The 17,909-nt window shown below is 69.9% G+C and carries 12 protein-coding genes; 9 read left to right on the top strand and 3 right to left on the bottom strand.

Features of this window, described 5'->3' with window-relative positions:
* The 6 genes from CXP56_RS06865 to icmF form a co-directional block, all read left to right on the top strand.
* Window positions 1–3,219: sensor histidine kinase (locus CXP56_RS06865; RefSeq protein ID WP_286900450.1), on the top strand; the 3,219-nt coding region annotated here is incomplete at its 5' end.
* On the top strand, window positions 3,216–3,653 hold the full coding sequence (locus CXP56_RS06860; RefSeq protein ID WP_028846536.1) for a roadblock/LC7 domain-containing protein: 438 nt from the start codon (window positions 3,216–3,218) through the stop codon (window positions 3,651–3,653). The genes CXP56_RS06865 and CXP56_RS06860, both read left to right, overlap by 4 nt.
* 24 nt (window positions 3,654–3,677) lie before the next feature.
* Window positions 3,678–4,034: a DUF742 domain-containing protein gene (locus CXP56_RS06855; RefSeq protein WP_028846537.1), complete on the top strand. Its 357-nt coding sequence runs from the start codon at window positions 3,678–3,680 to the stop codon at window positions 4,032–4,034.
* Window positions 4,035–4,074: 40 nt separating this feature from the next.
* On the top strand, window positions 4,075–4,638 hold the full coding sequence (locus CXP56_RS06850; protein WP_051309712.1) for a GTP-binding protein: 564 nt from the start codon (window positions 4,075–4,077) through the stop codon (window positions 4,636–4,638).
* Between the two features lie 1,158 nt (window positions 4,639–5,796).
* On the top strand, window positions 5,797–7,674 hold the full coding sequence (locus tag CXP56_RS06845) for a beta-propeller domain-containing protein (protein ID WP_286900448.1): 1,878 nt from the start codon (window positions 5,797–5,799) through the stop codon (window positions 7,672–7,674).
* A gap of 127 nt (window positions 7,675–7,801) precedes the next feature.
* On the top strand, window positions 7,802–11,071 hold the full coding sequence (gene icmF / locus CXP56_RS06840; protein WP_028846539.1) for a fused isobutyryl-CoA mutase/GTPase IcmF: 3,270 nt from the start codon (window positions 7,802–7,804) through the stop codon (window positions 11,069–11,071).
* An 81-nt stretch (window positions 11,072–11,152) separates the two neighbouring features.
* On the opposite strand, the gene CXP56_RS06835 is transcribed toward icmF, so the two are convergent.
* Window positions 11,153–11,881 (bottom strand): Rv0361 family membrane protein, encoded by a 729-nt coding sequence (locus CXP56_RS06835; protein WP_028846540.1) that lies wholly within the window; start codon window positions 11,879–11,881, stop codon window positions 11,153–11,155.
* Window positions 11,882–12,084: 203 nt separating this feature from the next.
* On the bottom strand, window positions 12,085–12,882 hold the full coding sequence (locus tag CXP56_RS06830) for an Rv0361 family membrane protein (RefSeq protein ID WP_286900444.1): 798 nt from the start codon (window positions 12,880–12,882) through the stop codon (window positions 12,085–12,087).
* Between the two features lie 262 nt (window positions 12,883–13,144).
* Between CXP56_RS06830 and CXP56_RS06825 the strand changes: the two genes are divergently transcribed.
* Both CXP56_RS06825 and CXP56_RS06820 read left to right on the top strand, forming a co-directional pair.
* On the top strand, window positions 13,145–13,609 hold the full coding sequence (locus CXP56_RS06825; RefSeq protein WP_286900442.1) for a pyridoxamine 5'-phosphate oxidase family protein: 465 nt from the start codon (window positions 13,145–13,147) through the stop codon (window positions 13,607–13,609).
* Window positions 13,610–14,315: 706 nt separating this feature from the next.
* Window positions 14,316–15,566, top strand: a complete 1,251-nt coding sequence (locus CXP56_RS06820; protein WP_353744535.1) for a fumarylacetoacetate hydrolase family protein — start codon at window positions 14,316–14,318, stop codon at window positions 15,564–15,566.
* 3 nt (window positions 15,567–15,569) lie between these two features.
* On the opposite strand, the gene CXP56_RS06815 is transcribed toward CXP56_RS06820, so the two are convergent.
* The gene (locus CXP56_RS06815) at window positions 15,570–16,199 is read right to left on the bottom strand and encodes a phosphoribosyltransferase (protein ID WP_286900440.1); all 630 of its coding nucleotides are present in this window, start codon (window positions 16,197–16,199) and stop codon (window positions 15,570–15,572) included.
* 102 nt (window positions 16,200–16,301) lie between these two features.
* Here CXP56_RS06815 and ctaD point away from each other — a divergent pair.
* A partial coding sequence (ctaD, locus tag CXP56_RS06810) for an aa3-type cytochrome oxidase subunit I (RefSeq protein WP_353744534.1) occupies window positions 16,302–17,909 on the top strand: 1,608 nt, incomplete at its 3' end.

Here is a 17,909-nt window from a genome sequence, read left to right as displayed (position 1 = left end):
GCGGTGCTGGCGTGGCGGGACTGGAAGCTGCCGGTGAAGCTGGCGGCCGTGACGCTGGTCCCGATCGTGCTGGCGATCGCACTCGGCGTGTCCGTGCTGACCAGCACCAGCGAGAGCTCGGCCAGCTACCGGCGGATCGACGCGCTGATCCGGCTCAGCGCGGCGTCCGGGAGCCTGCTGGACGCCGTGCAGCGGGAACGCACCGAGACCGCCGCCCAGCTCACCAAGGGCGTGGGCACGTCGCCTTCGTTGCGGGCGGCCCGGCAAGCGGTGGACGCGCGGATCGCGCCGCTGACCGAGGCGATCGAGGACGCCGTGGAGCTCGACCCCGGCCTGCGGAACGCGGGGACGAATGCCGGCCGGATGGTGGGCAGGCTGGACGCGCTGCGTGCCGACGTGGCCCGCGGACGGCTGGACGTGGTCCCCGCGATCGAGGAGTACACCGCGATCGCCAAGGCGTTGCTGACCCTGGACGGTGCGGCCACCGCGCGGGTGAGCGACCCGGAGATCGGTGCCACGCCGCAGGCGCTGCGTGAGCTGCTGGCGGCGAAGGAGGAGATCGCGCTGCAGCACGCGTTCGTGGCTTTCGGTGCCGCGCGCGGATCGCTGGCGCCCGCCGAGCTGTCCGAGGTGCGCACGGCCGAGGTCCGGATCGAGGACCGGCTGAACAACTTCTTCGCCATGGCCACCCCCGACCAGCGCGCGCTGCTGGAGACCAGCGTCAGCGAGTCGAGCGCCGACGAGCGTGCCCGGATGGCCAGGTCGGTGCTCGGTGAGCTGGGCGTCTCGCCCGACGAGGCCATCGGCAAGCTGTCCGAGCGCGAGTGGCAGAACGCCTCCGGCCGGGTGTTCGACCAGGTCGGTCGCGTGGTGGAGGCGATTGCGGCCGACGTGCAGCGGAAGTCCGGTCAGCTCGCCGACGACGCGCGCACCAGTGTGCTGATCATCGCCGGGCTGCTCGGCGTCGCGCTGCTGGTCGCCGCCGCCGCCGTGTTCGCCATCACCCGGCAGCTGCTGCGGTCGCTCAAGCAGCTGCGCAACAGCGCCATGACGGTCGCCGAGGAGCGGCTGCCCGAGGCAGTGGCCGCGATCCAGCAGGGCAAGGGAGCCGACCGGCGGGTCGAGCCGGTGCCCGTGCTGACCAGGGACGAAGTCGGTGAGGTGGCGCGCGCGTTCGACGCGGTGCACAGCCAGGCGCTGAAGCTGGCCGCCGAGCAGGCGGAGATGCACAGCGCGTACTCCGGGGTGTTCGTGAACCTGTCGCGGCGCAGCCAGAGCCTGGTGCAGCGGCAGCTGCAGCTGATCGAGCGGCTGGAGCGCGACGAGGAGGACGCCGACCGGCTGGCGATGTTGTTCCAGCTGGACCACCTGGCCACCCGGATGCGGCGCAACAACGAGAACCTGATGATGCTCTCCGGTGCGGAGATCGGCCGCCGCTCCGGCCGGCCAGTGAGCACGGCCGACGTGCTGCGCGCGGCGGTCAGCGAGATCGAGCAGTACCAGCGGGTGGTGGTGCAGACCCCGCCGACCACCAAGATCGTCGGTCACGCGGCCAGCGACGTGATGCGGCTGCTGGCCGAGCTGCTGGACAACGCCACGGCGTTCTCCCCGCCGGAGACGCAGGTGACGGTGTCCAGCAATCTCGGGCCGAACGGCTCGATGGTGATCGACATCGTCGACAAGGGCATCGGCATGAAGGACGCCGAGCTGGCCGAGGCGAATGCGCGGATGGCCGAGGCGTCGTCGCTGGCCATGGTGACGTCCCGCCGGATGGGCCTGTTCGTGGTGGGCAGGCTGGCGGCCAAGCACGGCATCGGTGTCACGTTGCACGGCGGCAACGACGTGCAGGGGGTGCGCGCCACGGTCGTCGTTCCCGACGAGCTGGTGCTCGGCACCGACGGCGGACCGCTGACCTCCGAGCTGCCGGTGATCACCGACGAGGGTCCGGTGACGACGGCTGCCGGATCGCGGAACGATTCGCCGGACGGCGCCACGGTGGCCAACGGCGTGCCGGTCGCTGCGGCTGCCACCAACGGGCACCGAGCCGGATCGTCCGAACTTCCCGCCGGCAAGGCGCTGTTCAAACCGGGCACGTCGCCGTTGTCCGACTGGTGGAACGCCACCACGGCGGCTGAGGAGACGAAGGCGCCGGAGGGCGCCAAGGAGGAGGCAGGCGAGGACGCGGCGCATCAGGACGGCGCGGCGAGGACCGAGACCACCCCGATCTACGACGAGATGCTGTCGGCCTGGTTTCGGTCCGGCTCGAGCCCGGCGGCGGAGCAGGCGGACGCCGGAGAGCGCAGCGAGAAGGACCCGGCCGAGCGGGCATGGGAGTTCGCCGCCGACGAGAACCTGCAGGCGGTCAAGGCGGCGGCCAGCAAATCCGAGCCGTCCGCGCTCACCAAGGCGGGGCTGCCCAAGCGGCAGCGCGGCGAGCATTTGCTGCCGGGCAGCGCCACCCCGGCACAGGAGCCGGTGACGCCGAGCCGCTCGGCGCTCGGCGCGGCGGACCGCAAGCTCGACGCCGCGAAGGTGCGCAGCAGGCTCAGCGGCTTCCAGCGCGGCGTGCAACGCGGGCGGTATCAGGCTCGTCGTGCGGCCGAGCAGCAGGCGATGACGCCGCCGGCGGAGAACCCGGCCGAGACGCAGAACGGTGCGAGCTCACCGGCGGGCGGCGCCGCTCCGGCGGGCACCGGCACCGGCGCGGACAAGCCGGCGAAGCACGCCGGTGCGCGGCAGGCCGCGGCAACCGGAGCGGGGGAGAGGCCCGAGGGCGCGTCGTCGCGGAGCGAATGGGAGTTCCCCACGGACGGCGCGTGGCGGGACGCGGCGGCGGTGGCCACGCCGAAGCCGTCCTCGTCGTTCACGCAGGCGGGGTTGCCGCGCAGGCGGCGTGGGGAGCAGCTGCTGCCCGGCTCGGCGAGCGCGCTGAGCAAGCCGGTGGCGAAGACGCCGCAGCCGGAACGTGACCCGGCGACGGTGCGGGGCAGGCTGAACAGTTTCCAGCGCGGCGTGCGCCGGGGCAGGGCCGGAACCGCGGCGGCGGGATCGGCGCCCGCGCCGGCGGGGCCCGCTTCCGCACCGGCGGGATCGGCACCCGCGGCGGCGGACCAGGGCCTGGTGGCACGCAGCGAACGCAACGGCGGTGAGCCGGTGAGTGCGGCGGCAGCGCAGCCGGCGCGCCAGACGAAGCACGACAAGAACATGGAGGATGAATGACCGCCTCTGGTCCCCAGCAGAACCAGTTCGGTTGGCTGGTGAACGACTTCGCCGAGCGAGTCCCCGGTGTGGCGCACGCGGTCGTGGTGTCGGCCGACGGGCTGCTGCTCACCGCGTCGGCCCGGCTGCCCCTGGACCGCGCCGATCAGCTGGCCGCGGTCGCCAGCGGCCTGGTCAGCCTGACCCAGGGTGCTGCGCACTGCTTCGAGGCCGGTGCGGTCACCGAGACCGTCGTGGAGATGGAGCTCGGCGTGATGATCCTGATGTCGATCAGCGACGGGTCGTGCCTGGCCGTGCTCGCCTCGCCGAACTGCGACATCGGGCAGGTCGCCTACGAGATGACGTTGCTGGTCGACCGGGTCGGCCAGATTCTGACGCCGGAGCTGCGCGCGCAGCTGCAAGGTTCCGGGGGTTCTTTGCTCGCCCCGGCGTGACGGACCCACGGTGAGGAGTGCGTTGTGAGATCGGACGACGGCACGGCCCTGGTGCGGCCGTACATACGCACCAAAGGCAGGACGAAGGCGCGCTATCAGCTGGAACTGGAGACGCTGGTCTCCGCCAAGGAAGGAGCGCTGACCGACGACAAGCCGGTGGAGCTGGAGCAGCGCACCCTCGTCGAGGCACTGCCCCAGCCTCGCTCGGTGGCCGAGCTGGCGGCTACCCTGCGCATGCCGCTCGGCGTGGCGCGGGTGCTGGTCAGCGACGCCGCGGACGCCGGTCTGGTCAACGTGCACAAGACGCTGTCCGGTGAGGACGGCGCCGAGGCTCACTTGTTGTTGATGGAAAGGGTGCTGAGTGGACTCCGTCGGCTTTAAGACTGAAGCGGAGGCCGCGGTGGGCTCCGGCGCGCAGACCATGACGTCGGCGAAGATCGTGGTCTCCGGGGGCTTCGGTGCGGGCAAGACGACGTTCGTCGGGTCGGTCTCGGAGATCGTCCCGCTGACCACCGAAGCGATGATGACCGACGCCTCGATCGGCATCGACGACCTGGCCGCCACGCCGTTGAAGGCGACCACCACGGTGGCGATGGACTTCGGCCGGGTGTCGCTGGACGACGACCTGGTGCTGTACCTGTTCGGCACGCCCGGTCAGCAGCGGTTCTGGTTCATGTGGGACGACCTGGTCCGCGGCGCCATCGGAGCGGTGGTGCTGGCCGACACGCGCAGGCTGGCCGATTCGTTCGCGCCGATCGACTTCTTCGAGGACCGCGGTCTGCCGTACGTGGTCGGCCTCAACGGCTTCAACGGCCGCCACCCGCACCGGGTGGAGGACGTTCGTGAGGCGTTGGACGTCGATCCGCAGGTGCCGGTGGTGCTGTGCGACGCGCGCGAGCGCGAGTCGGTGAAGCACACGCTGATCACCTTGGTCGAGTACGCGATGCAGCAGTGGATCGCGCGGCGCGCCGTCTCGGTGCGCTGAACCGAGCTCTCGATCCGAGCGACCACGGGGCGTCCAGCCGTTCGGCGCGTCTGCGTGAGGTCAGTCGTCGGCGGGCGACCTCGAGGTGCGCCGCGCTCCACCCCGGTATGGGCGACACACAGCGGCTGGCCCGGGGGGTGACCTTGAGAGGCGCGCGGCTCCCCAGCTGCGATCTGTGGGATCACGACAGTGGCCCGAGCCCCGGAGTCGGCTGGGACGGAGTCCCGGCGCGACATCTGCCATCGGATTCGGTACGGGACGTATGGGTGCGGTTCCCGTTACGACGTGGGCCCGGTTGTGGGTCGGGCTTGCCACGTGGGCGGGGCGGACCGGTCTCGAGCGAGCCGTTGTGACGGGCTCGCCGGGCAGGTCTCGAATGGGTGAGAGCCGCTGTGGCGGGGTCGCTGAGCCTGGTGTCGGGTTCGGTCGGGCGTGTGGGTCGCGTGGGTGCGGCTTGTAGTGGCATCGGTTGATTGCGGCTCGGGCTCGCAGTGCGGGTCTCGAGGGTGTAAGAGCCGTTGTGGCGGGGTCCCGGTGAGGCGTCTGGGTGTCGGGTTCGGCCAGTGGTCTGTGGCATGCGGGTCGCGTGGAGTGCCGCTTGTCATGGCGCCGGTTCGATTGCCAGCCGGGCTTGCCACGTGGCGGGGGTCGCGGATCGGTCTCGGGTGTCAGCGCCGCTGTGACCGGATCCAGGTGCGCCGTCTCGGTAGCGGGTTCGGGCGTGGTCCACGGGTCGTGTGGGGAGCGACATGGTGCGGCGCCGGCTCGATTGGACGTCGTGCTCACATGGGCACGGAATTCGCCACACCGGTCTGGGGTGAGACCAGCCCCCGCAACGGCTCGGCGTGACGTCGTCCGGCGACAGTTCGGGTTTCCGTGCTCGCCTGATCAGCCAGTGCTCCCTGCGTGCCACGTCGTCTCTCCGCCGCAGCAGGCCCTCCAGGCCGGCAGGCGCAGTGCTCCCTGCGTGCCACGTCGTCTCCCCGGTGGGCAGGGCCGGCTCGTGTTGCCTGCCAGCGCTCCCTGCGTGTCACGTCGTCTCCACGCCCGAGCAGCAGCACGACGACCACGTCGGCAGTGCTCCCTGCGTGCCATGTCGTCTCGTGACCACCGCCCAGCCGATGCAACCGCTCCGGGCGTGATGTCCGTCCTTGGCGCATGAAACAGCGTTGGGGAGAGGCCGCGGTGGCGGCGGTCATGGTGTTCGTCGCCGGATGCGAGTCCGAGCCCGAGACTCTGCGGCCCGTCGCGGACAGCAGGCCGATCGGCGCAGCGGGCGCGCAGCTGGTCGCCCACGATTCCTGCGCGTCCGCCCTGAAGGCGTTCCAGCAGGCGGTGACACGGGAGCTCGAAGCGGTGGGCTGGCAGTGGTTCGGCATGTACCGTCGGGAACTCGACGTGGCGGGCACAGCCGCGGCTGCCGAACGCGGCGAGCAGTTCTCGCCGACCAATACGCACGAATCGGCCGCGGACGAGCCGGACATCGTCAAGACCGACGGCAAGCGTCTGGTCACCGTGGTGGACCACAAACTACGCGTGATCGACGTCGCCACCCGGAAGCAGACCGTCTCCGTGACGCTGAAGGGGGGCTACCCCAGCGGTCTGTTCATCGACGGCGACCGTGCGCTGGTGGTGCTGGCCCACGTCGCGATCAAGGGCAGTGAGGGTCCGGCGACCAGGTTCGTGCAGGTCGACCTCACCTACGGGAAGGTGACCGGCGAACTGACCGTCGACGGATACTTCGTCGACGCCAGGGCCACCGACGGCATCGCCCGCCTGGTGGTCAGCTCCGGGCCGCGCCTGGACTGGCGCATTCCGCACCGCCCGCACTCGCCGTCGTCACCGGACTCCCCGGCGTCGTACGAACGACACATGAAGCGGATCGTCCGCGAGTCGGCCATCGACGACTGGCTTCCGCGCTACACGATCCGGTCCCACGGCACGGAATCGTCCGGACGCCTGGTGGACTGCCATCGAGTGCATCACCCGAAGCCGGTCACGGGAGTGCAACTGCTCACCGTGCTGACCGTGGACATCGACGGTGAGCTGGGCCGGGGCGACCCGGTGTCGGTGGCGGGCAACGGTTCGACGGTCTACGGCACCGGCAAGAACCTGTACGTGATCGACGGCCTGCGGAGCGGATTCGGCCCGATGCCCGCGGCCGAGCGCATCGCCCCGGTGTCTCAGGACAGGCGCACGAAGATCTACCAGTTCGACGTCTCCGGCTCCCGGCCCCCGCGGTTCGTGGCCTCCGGAACGGTCGACGGTGCGTTGCTGAACCAGTACTCGGTGTCCGAGCACGACGGATACCTGCGGGTGGCCACGACGACGGAGAGCCAGACCGCGGACGGGCCGGCCGGCCGATGGCGCACGGAAAGCGCAGTGACCGTCTTGCGGAAGGAAGGACAGCAGCTCAAGCAGGTCGGCACGATCACCGGGCTGGGGAAGGGGGAGCGCATCTACGCGGTGCGGTTCCTCGGCAGTACCGCATACGTGGTGACGTTCCGGCAGGTCGACCCGCTGTATCGCATCGACCTCAGCGATCCGGCCGCCCCGGAACTGGACGGAGAACTCAAGATCCCCGGGTACTCGTCGTACCTGCACCCGGTGGGTGCCGCGCGCCTGCTGGGCATCGGGCAGGGTGCCACCGCGCGAGGCCAGGTGACCGGCACGCAGGTGTCCCTGTTCGACACCTCCGGCGCCGATCCACAGCGAGTGGCGCACTTGCACATCGACGGTGCGTACTCGGCGGCGGAGAACGACGCCCATGCCTTCCTCTACTGGCCGGCGCGCGACCTGGTCGTCGTGCCGATCGATCTCGGCCTCGGCGTCCGCGGTGGTGCGTTGGCGCTGCGTGTCAGCGACGACGACATCGAGCGGGTCGGCACCGTTCGGCACTCGGCGGGCACCCCGGTCGAGGCCCAGGTTCTGCGGTCGGCGGTCATCGGCGAGACGTTGTGGACGGTGTCCGAAGCCGGTGCGCAGGCCAACGCGCTGAACGATCTCGGCCGGGTCGCGTTCGTGCCTTTCCACTGACTCGGCGCGCCCACGTGGCCGGGCCCTGCGCAGGGGATGTGCGCATCACCACGCCCGAACTGTGGTGATAAAACAGTAGGACGTCCTAGTATTCTGGCAGCAGGACCCGGCCACCGAAAGGCGAGCGATGACCGGCACAACCGATCTGCACCAGCCGAAGCATCCCGTACGGTTCGTCACCGCGTCGAGCCTGTTCGACGGCCACGACGCGTCGATCAACATCATGCGGCGCATCCTGCAGTCGCAGGGCGCGGAAGTGATCCACCTCGGCCACAACCGCTCGGTCGACGAGGTCGTCACCGCGGCCATCACCGAGGACGTGCAGGGCGTGGCGGTGTCGGCCTACCAGGGCGGGCACGTGGAGTACTTCACCTACCTGGTCGAGCTGCTCGCCGAGCGCGGGGCGAGCCACATCCGGGTCTACGGCGGTGGCGGCGGCGTGATCGTGCCGGACGAGATCGAGCTGCTGCATTCCCGCGGCGTGGCACGCATCTTCTCCCCGGAGGACGGCCAGCGGCTCGGCCTGCCCGGCATGGTCAACGTGATGATCCGCGAATGCGACTTCGACCTGGCCGCACGGGGACCCGAATCGGTCGAACAGGTGCTGGCAGGGGACACCGCGGCGCTGGCGCGGGTGATCACCCAGCTGGAGGCGGGTGTGCTGCCGGACGACTGGATGTCGGCCCTCGCGGAGGCCGCGGCGCAGCGCAGCGTCCCGGTGCTGGGCATCACCGGCACCGGCGGCTCCGGGAAGTCGTCGCTGACCGACGAGCTGGTCCGCCGGTTCCGCGTCGACCAGGAGGACAAGCTGCGCATCGCCGTCCTGGCGATCGATCCGACCCGCCGGAAGGGCGGTGGGGCACTGCTCGGCGACCGCATCCGGATGAACTGCCTCGGCGAGTGGCCGGGCAGCGGCCACCAGGGCGGCAGCCCGATCATGTTCCGGTCCATGGCCACCCGCACCCACACCGGTGAGATCCCGGAGGCGCTGGACGGCGCGGTGACGGCCTGCAAGGCGGCCGGTTTCGACTTGATCATCGTCGAGACCCCCGGCATCGGCCAGGGCGACGCGGGCATCGTCGAGCACGTGGACGCCTCGCTGTACGTGATGACGCCGGAGTTCGGCGCCGCGTCGCAGCTGGAGAAGATCGACATGCTCGACTTCGCCGACGCGGTGGCCATCAACAAGTTCGAGCGCAGGGGCGCCGAGGACGCGCGGCGTGACGTGTCCCGGCAGATGCTGCGCAACCGGGAGGAGTTCGGCAAGTCGCCGGAGGACATGCCGGTCTTCGGCACCAGCGCGGCGAAGTTCAACGACGACGGGGTCACCGCGCTCTACCACTTCCTGCGCGACCTGCTGGCCGAGCGTGGCCTGACCGTCTCCACCGGGGTGCTGCCGCGGGTGAGCACCAAGGTGTCCACCGGGGCGAGCACGATCATCCCGCCGACCCGCGCGTCGTATCTCGCCGAGATCGCCGAGACGGTGCGCGCGTACCACCGGCGGACCGAGCAGCAGGCCGAGGCGGTGCGCAAGCTCGACCAGCTCACCGCTGCCCGGGACGCGCTGGCCGCGGCCGGCAAGGACACCTCCGCGGTGGAGGAGCTGATCCAGGCCGCTGACGCGGAGGTCTCCGACGAGTCCAAGCAGCTGCTCGCCGAGCACGCCAAGCGGGCCGAGGCCTACCGCGGGGAAGAGCTCGTGGTGCGGGTCCGCGACAAGGAGCTGCACACCCGGCTGTGGCGGGACACGCTGTCGGGCAGCCGCATCCCGCGGGTGGCGCTGCCGCGCTACGTCGACCGCGGTGAGCTGTTGTCGTTCCTGCGGCGGGAGAACCTGCCCGGCTACTTCCCGTTCACCGCGGGGGTCTTCCCGTTCAAGCGGGAGGAAGAGGAGCCGGGCCGGATGTTCGCAGGCGAGGGCGACCCGTTCCGCACCAACCGGCGGTTCAAGTACCTGTCCGCCGACTCCAAGGCCAAGCGGTTGTCCACCGCGTTCGACTCGGTGACGCTGTACGGGCACGACCCGGACACCAGGCCGGACATCTACGGCAAGATCGGCACCTCCGGTGTCTCGGTCGCCACGCTCGACGACATGAAGGAGCTGTACGCCGGGTTCGACCTGACCTCGCCGAACACGTCGGTGTCGATGACCATCAACGGCCCTGCGCCGACGATCCTGGCGTTCTTCCTCAACACCGCCATCGACCAGAAGCTCGACGCGTTCCGGGCCGAGCACGGCAGGGAGCCGACCGAGCAGGAAGCGGCCGAGCTGCGCGAGTGGGTGCTGCGCAACGTCCGCGGCACGGTGCAGGCCGACATCCTCAAGGAGGACCAGGGGCAGAACACCTGCATCTTCTCCACCGAGTTCTCGCTGCGCATGATGTCCGACATCCAGGAGTGGTTCATCGAGCACGGCGTGCGCAACTTCTACTCGGTGTCGATCTCTGGCTACCACATCGCCGAGGCGGGTGCGAACCCGATCTCCCAGCTGGCGTTCACCCTCGCCAACGGGTTCACCTACGTCGAGGCCTACCTGGCCCGCGGCATGGACGTGAACGATTTCGCGCCCAACCTGTCGTTCTTCTTCTCCAACGGCATGGACGCCGAGTACACCGTGCTCGGCCGGGTGGCCAGGCGGATCTGGGCCATCGCCATGAAGGAGCGGTACGGCGCCAACGAACGGTCGCAGAAGCTGAAGTACCACATCCAGACTTCCGGCCGGTCGCTGCATGCCCAGGAGATGGCGTTCAACGACATCCGCACCACGCTGCAAGCGCTGTGCGCGCTCTACGACAACGCCAATTCGCTGCACACCAACGCCTACGACGAGGCCATCACCACGCCGACCGAGGCGTCGGTGCGCCGCGCCATGGCAATCCAGAAGATCATCAACCAGGAGTGGGGCCTGTCGAAGAACGAGAACCCGCTGCAGGGCTCGTTCATCGTGGACGAGCTGACCGACCTGGTGGAGGAGGCCGTGTTGGCCGAGTTCGAGAAGATCTCGGCCCGCGGCGGGGTGCTCGGCGCGATGGAGACCGGCTACCAGCGCGGCCGTATCCAGGACGAGTCGATGCTGTACGAGCGGCTCAAGCACACCGGCGAGCTGCCGATCATCGGGGTGAACACGTTCCGCAACCCGAATCCGCAGGACGACGAGGTCACCGTGGAGCTGGCGCGGGCGACCGAGGAGGAGAAGCAGTCGCAGCTGCAGCGGGTGGCCGACTTCAAGCGCAGGCACCGGGACGAGGCGCCGGCCGCCTTGCGGCGCCTGCAGGAGGCGGCCCGCAACGGCGAGAACGTCTTCGACGTCCTGATGGACGCCGCGCGGGTGTGCACGCTCGGACAGATCACCGAAGCGTTCTTCGAGGTCGGCGGCCAGTACCGGCGCAACGTCTGACCGGCCGGGACGACAAGGCAGGGCCCCTCACCGCGCCGGTGAGGGGTCCTGCGCACGATCGGTCCCGCGTCGTCGGACTGGCTAACCGGCGGGCTCGCCCGTGGTGACCGGCTGCTGGACGCAGATCTCCCACACGTCGCCGTTCTTCTTCAGCGGCACGGGAATGGTGCCCTCGGTCGGCTTGCCGTCGTCGACCTGCCGGTAGTGCGCCGTGGCGGAATCCGAACCGGCCTGCTCGACCTTGGCGACCTCGATGGTGAGGTTCTCCGGCTGGTCGGCGAACACGTCACCGTTGTCCAGGGCCTTGCCGATCTCGCCCTTGAGGTTGGCCTCGCACAGCAGCGCCTTCACGCCGTCGACGTCGCGGTCGTTGAACGCCGACGCGAACGCGTCCGCGGTCTCCTGCGCTGTCGCACCCTTGCTCGGCCCGGTGCCGAGCAGGACGATCAGCAGCACGACACCGCCGATGACGACGAGGGCGCCCACCCCGCCGAGGATCCGCGGCCACTTGCTCTTCCTGCCGTCCTCGTCGTCGGAAAACGGGTCCTGGCCTGCCGGCTGCCCCGGCTGCCCGAACCCGGGCTGTTGTCCCTGCCAGCCACCGGGCTGCTGGCCCTGCCAGGCATCGGTCTGCTGACCCTGCCAGTCACCGGGTGGCTGGGCCTGCCACTGGTCGGGCTGCTGCCAGCCGCCCGATGAGCCGGGCGGCTGCGCCTGCCAGGCGTCCGGCTGCTGGGGGAAGCCGCCGCCGGGTGGCTGGCCGTGCGGATACTGCGGGAAAGGGCCCTGAGGGCCGGGCGGCTGGGTCATGTGTCTCCTCGACGATCACATCACCGACGGGGCCTGATGCGTGAGCGCAACGGTATCAATGCCGTCATCGGGCGCATGAGCGGTCATCCGACATATCGCCCCATACTCCCGCAGCATGACAACGGCGTGCGCGACATGACGAAAGGGCCGGAAACCAGGTGGTTCCGGCCCCTTTCGCCAGATCGTTCGGCCCGTGTGCCGGGTCAGTTCGGCATGCCCGGATTCGGGATGCCGCCCGGGCTCGGAATGTCACCCGGGCTCGGAATGTCTCCCGGGCTCGGGATGTCACCCGGGCTCGGGATGTCACCCGGGCTCGGAATGTCGCCACCCGAGGGAAGCTCGGGTATGTTCGACGCGTCGAAGGTCTTGGTGCCGCAGAACTTCCAGTCGTCGCCTTCCTTGACGAAGATCAACGTCTCCGTGCGTTCCTTGCCGTCCTTGGTGATGTTGATGGCGACTTCGGCCTTGGTGTCGCTGACCTCCTTGACCTCACCGACTTCGGCGGTGGTGCCGTCCGGGATCCCGGAGTTGGAGGTGTCCTTGACCTTCTCCAGGAACTTCCTCATGTTCTCGCAGGACACCGAGGCGAGGCCCTCGGCGTCGCCGTCCTTCAGGTAGTCGAGCGCGGTGCTCGCCGCCGACTCGGGGTCACCGGTGCCGCCACCGCCGAGCAGCACGATCAGCAGGATGACACCACCGACGACGACGAGCGCTCCGACACCACCGAGGATCCACGGCAGCGGGCTCTTCTTCTGCGGCCCCGGTCCGCCCGCCGGGAAGCCGCCGGTGGGCGAGTAGCCGGGCGGCGGGCCCTGCGGCGGACCGAAACCGGGCTGCTGGCCCTGCGGCGGACCGAAACCGGGCTGCTGGCCCTGCGGCGGACCGTAACCGGGCTGCTGGGGGAACCCTCCGCTGGGCGGCTGCCCCTGACCAGGAAGCCCGCCTCCAGGCGGCTGCCCAGGCTGCTGCGGGTACGGCCCTGGGCCGGGTGGTTGTGACATGCGCACTCCTTGCGTCAAAGCTGGGGCGGCGCCGCCTGGTGCACCCTGCGGCATGGGCAGACCAAGACGCGCCGGAGACGATTGCGCGAGCGAGTCTAGGTCATCCGGATGATCCACAATGGCGGTATCCGGAAACTGTGCCGCCTGCTCGATGGCCGGTATTCGGCAAGCTGCGCATAACGGACGTTTCGTGAATTTGCCGGGCGTCGTGCCGTTCGCCGGCCGTGCAGCGATGTCGGTGGTCGCTGCCATACTCCGCGGCATGGTCCAGTGGGCGCAGTTCGAGCAGGAAGAACCGGAGTTCGCCGCGGAAGTACGGAAGCGTTTCACGGCGGCCAGGCACCATGTGCTGGCGACGCTGCGGGCGGACGGATCGCCGCGCGTCAGCGGCACCGAGGTCGATTTCCAGCACGGTCATGTGCAGTTCGGATCGATGCTCGGTGCGCGCAAGGCGCAGGACTTGCGGCGCGACGGCCGGTGCGCGATCCATGCCAACCCCGGCGACGGGTCGATGGCCGAACCGGACGCGAAGATCAGCGGGATCGCGACGGAGGTCGACGATCCCGCCGCCAAGGAGCCGATGCAGTCCCCCGACGGCGAGCCGATGGACTACCACCTGTTCCGGCTCGACCTGACCGAGGCGGTGCTGACCAAGCCGGAGGGGAATCTGCTGGTGATCCGCAGCTGGCGTCCGGGGAAGGGAATCCGGCGCTTCACCCGTACCTGAGACGGCGGGCCGTCGTGGCTGCGGGTGGCCGCCGGACCGGACGCGATGGCGGCGCGACTGCGGATCGCCGCAGTGGCCGGCCGCCACGGCCGAGGATGCTCCGAGCGGCGCGGGCCGCTGCTCCGTTCGAGCACGACGAGGCCACCAGGGCCGGGGAGCATGAGTCATGCGAGCGGTCCGACCGGGGGACGACGCCGGGGCGCCGCCGCGCCGAGGTGAGGAGGCAGCCGCGTGGCTGGCTGTCCTCGATGCATGAGCGTGCGTGGATGCATGAAGCGTGCGTGGCGGCCAGGCGTCGTCGACGAAGGAGCAGACAGGCCCAAAGCTCCGTATGTCATCACCGGACGGCCAGCGGTCACCGTGCGGGTGAGCGCCGATGGCAGGGCGCGCCGCGCTCGCGGCCGAGCGCATGGCCTCGTCGTGTGACCGGCGGGCCATCGGCCGGGCGCTCGCGAAGCCACTGCGGGGGACCAGGCGAGCGGCGACCTGCAGTGATGTCCGGATGCGGGTCGTGCGCGGCGGTCAGCGGGTGACCTCGAGCGCATGGCCTGGCACGAGCCTTCGGGGTATCGGCCGAGGGTTCATGGCATGGGGTGGACGACGAGCGCCTGCTGCCGGAGGTGGCGGGTTCACCCGACGCGCTCGTGGCGTGGGGGCTTCCCCAGCGTGATCGTCGGCGGGCGAGAACCGTGGCAGGCTGGTCTGCGTGACCGGGCGGATGTGGTTCGAGGCGCCGGAGGGGAGCCGGTTCGGACTGCTGACACTGCCTTACGGGGTGTTCACGCGGCCGGACCGGCGGGGCTTGGCAGGCAGGCGGCGGATCGGTGTCGCCGTGGGCGACAGCGTGCTGGACATCGGCGCGGTGGCCGGCGTGCTGGGGGAGGAGTTCGCACCGCTGCTGGAGGCGGAGGTGCTCAACCCGCTCATGGCGGCGGGGCGGCCGATCTGGCAGGCCGTCCGGGAGCGGATCGTCGCGTGGTTGACCGATCCCGAGTACCGGCCTGCGGTCCTGGCGCATCTCGCGCCACTGGATGCCGTCGAGCTGCACGTCCCGTTCGAAGTCGCCGATGTGGCCGGCTTCTCCGCCTCGGAGGACCACGCGCGCAACACCGGGCGGATCGTCTGCCCCACCCAACCACCGTTGCCTGACGGGTGGCGGCGTCAGCCGGTCGGCTGGCACGCCAGGGCGGGCAGCATCCGGCTGTCCGGGACGCCGGTGGTGCGGCCGTGCGGCCAGTACCTGCCTCCCGGTGCCGAGTCACCGGTCTACGGCCCGACCCGCAAGCTGGATTTCCAGGCCGAGGTCGGTTTCGTGGTCGGTGCACCGAGCGAACCCGGAGAGCGGGTGTCTGCAGAGGCGTTCGCCCAGCACGTCTTCGGAGCGTGCCTGGTCAACGCCTGGTCGGCGCGCGACATCGAGCATTTCGACATGAAGCTGCTCGCAGGCGCGCCGGGCACGCCGTTCACGATGTCGATATCACCATGGGTCGTCCCGTTGCAGGCGCTGGAACACGCCAGGGTTCCCGCCCCGGCGCAGGAGCCGGAGCCCGCGCCGTATCTTCGTGGTGGCCGCGACTGGGGGCTGGACGTCCAGCTCGAAGTGCGGATCAACGGGCACGTGGTGGCCCAGCCACCGTTCGCCGCGCTGTACTGGACACCGGCGCAACAGCTGGCGCAGCTGACCGTCACCGGAGGCGCCCTGCGCACCGGTGACGTGATCGCTTCCGGTGCGGTGTCCGGCCCGGAACCGAATCAGCGGGGCAGCCTGCTGGAACTGTCCTGGGACGGCACGGACCCGGTGCTGCTCGGCGACGGCACCGAGCGTTCGTATCTGCTCGACGAGGACGTCGTCACGATCGCCGCGACGGCTCCGGGCCCGGGTGGGGAGCACGTCCGGTTCGGCGAGGTCACCGGGCGGGTGGCCCCGGCCGTGGTCGAGCAGGCGCACCAGGGGTGACGGCTAGCGGGAGTGGACCTGCAGCAGCTGTTCGACCTCGTCGTCGGTGACCTGGGTGAAATCCTGGTACCACTGCCCGACGGCACGGAAATGCGGCGGGCGCCGCAAGCAGTACACGGCGTCGGCCACCTCTTCCACCCGGCGGATCGCCGCGTAGGACCCGACCGGCACCGCCACGCTCACCGAGAGCGGGCGGCGGGCGAGCACGGCGTTCACCGCCGCCAGCGCGGTAAGGCCCGTGGCCAGCCCGTCGTCGACGATCAGCACGTCGCGCCCGGTGACGTCGAGCGCCCTCACCTGGTAACGCTGCTGTTGGCGCCGCGCCTCGGCCACCGCGGCCTCGCTGCGCCGTACCACGTCCTCCCTGGTCAGGCCGAGCGCCGCCAATGTCTTGTCGTCGTAGAACACTGCCCCGTCCGCGGTGACCGCGCCGACGGCCAGCTCGGGCTGTGCCGGTGCGCCGATCTTGCCCGCCACCACCACGTCCAGCGGCGCGTTCAGCTCTTCCGCGACACCGGCCGCGACCGGCACCCCGCCGCGAGGCAGCGCCAGCACGACTGGGCTGGTCCACCCGTGCTTGGCCAGTTCGATGCCCAGCCGGCGGCCTGCCGACATCCGGTTGCGAAAGCGCATGCTCACACCTCCATCGTCCTCGCCGCGAACGGAGCAAGCGAGGCGGATCTCCACTGGTGTTGTGCCCGTTCTTGACGCACACTGGCAGGCGAGGTGTGGCGAATGACACAGACAGAACCAGTCCGTACCACGCGCCCGGCCGAGCCGCGTCCACCGGTGAGCATCACACCAGAACGCCCACCGCGCGGCAGCGCGATGGCGCGCATCCTGCGGACCACCGATCACAAGACGATCGGGATCCTTTACCTGGTCACGTCCATGGCCTTCTTCATGATCGGCGGGCTGATGGCCCTGCTGATGCGTGGCGAGCTGGCCGTGCCCGGGCTGCAGTTCTTGTCGTCGGAGCAGTACAACCAGCTGTTCACCATGCACGGCACGATCATGCTGCTGCTGTACGCGACGCCGATCGTGTTCGCCTTCGCCAACCTCGTCCTGCCGCTGCAGATCGGCTCACCGGACGTCGCCTTCCCGCGGCTGAACGCGTTCTCGTACTGGTTGTTCCTGTTCGGCGGGCTGATCGTGCTGTCCGGCTTCGTCACCCCCGGTGGCGCGCCCGACTTCGGCTGGACCGCCTATCCGCCGCTGTCCGAGACCGCGTACGCGCCAGGGGTCGGCGCCGATCTGTGGATCTTCGGGCTGATCCTGTCCGGCCTGGGCACCATTCTCGGCTCGGTCAACATGATCACCACCGTGGTCTGCCTGCGCGCGCCCGGCATGACCATGTGGCGGGTCCCGGTCTTCACCTGGAACATCCTGTTCACCGCGGTGCTGGTGCTCGGCGTGTTCCCGATCCTCACCGCGGCGCTGTTCGGGCTGGCGGCCGACCGGCACCTGGGGACGCACGTGTTCGACCCGGCCAACGGCGGGGTGATCCTCTACCAGCACCTGTTCTGGTTCTTCGGCCACCCCGAGGTCTACATCGTGGCCCTGCCGTTCTTCGGCATCATCACCGAGGTCGTCCCGGTGTTCAGCCGTAAGCCGTTGTTCGGCTACAAGCTGATGGTCTTCGCCACCATGGGGATCACCGGCCTGTCGTTCACCGTGTGGGCGCACCACATGTTCGCCACCGGTGCGGTGCTGCTGCCGTTCTTCAGCTTCCTGACGTTCCTGATCGCCGTGCCCACCGGCATCAAGTTCTTCAACTGGATCGGCACCATGTGGCGCGGCAAGATCACGTTCGAGACCCCGATGCTGTGGGCCGTCGGGTTCATGGCCACGTTCCTGCTCGGCGGCCTGACCGGCATCATCCTGGCCGCGCCGGTGCTCGACTTCCACGTGCACGACTCGTACTTCGTGGTCGCGCACTTCCACTACGTGCTGTTCGGCACGATCGTGTTCGCCACGTTCTCGGGCATCTACTTCTGGTTCCCGAAGTTCACCGGGCGGATGATGGACGAACCGCTCGGCAAGTGGCATTTCTGGCTGACGTTCATCGGGTTCCACACCACGTTCCTGGTGCAGCACTGGTTGGGCAACGCGGGGATGCCCCGCCGCTACGCCGACTACCTGGAGTCCGACGGCTTCACCTCGTTGAACATCGTCTCGACGATCGGGTCGTTCATCCTCGGCGTGTCGATGCTGGTGTTCGTCTACAACGTGGTGCGCAGCTATCGGTTCGGCGAGCGGGTGACGGTGGACGACCCGTGGGGCTACGGCAACTCGCTGGAGTGGGCCACCAGCTGCCCGCCGCCGCGGCACAACTTCACCGAG

The organism is Thermocrispum sp., assembly GCF_002919275.1.
GTDB lineage: Bacteria > Actinomycetota > Actinomycetes > Mycobacteriales > Pseudonocardiaceae > Thermocrispum > Thermocrispum agreste.
This window is presented reverse-complemented; position numbering and strand designations above follow the sequence as displayed.

Coding starts and splice junctions, on each gene's coding strand:
- CXP56_RS06860 (WP_028846536.1), top strand. CDS start 3,216: ATGACCGCCTCTGGTCCCCAGCAGAACCAGTTCGGTTGGCTGGTGAAC.
- CXP56_RS06850 (WP_051309712.1), top strand. CDS start 4,075: ATGACGTCGGCGAAGATCGTGGTCTCCGGGGGCTTCGGTGCGGGCAAG.
- CXP56_RS06845 (WP_286900448.1), top strand. CDS start 5,797: ATGAAACAGCGTTGGGGAGAGGCCGCGGTGGCGGCGGTCATGGTGTTC.
- icmF (WP_028846539.1), top strand. CDS start 7,802: ATGACCGGCACAACCGATCTGCACCAGCCGAAGCATCCCGTACGGTTC.
- CXP56_RS06835 (WP_028846540.1), bottom strand. CDS start 11,881: ATGACCCAGCCGCCCGGCCCTCAGGGCCCTTTCCCGCAGTATCCGCAC.
- CXP56_RS06830 (WP_286900444.1), bottom strand. CDS start 12,882: ATGTCACAACCACCCGGCCCAGGGCCGTACCCGCAGCAGCCTGGGCAG.
- CXP56_RS06825 (WP_286900442.1), top strand. CDS start 13,145: ATGGTCCAGTGGGCGCAGTTCGAGCAGGAAGAACCGGAGTTCGCCGCG.
- CXP56_RS06815 (WP_286900440.1), bottom strand. CDS start 16,199: ATGCGCTTTCGCAACCGGATGTCGGCAGGCCGCCGGCTGGGCATCGAA.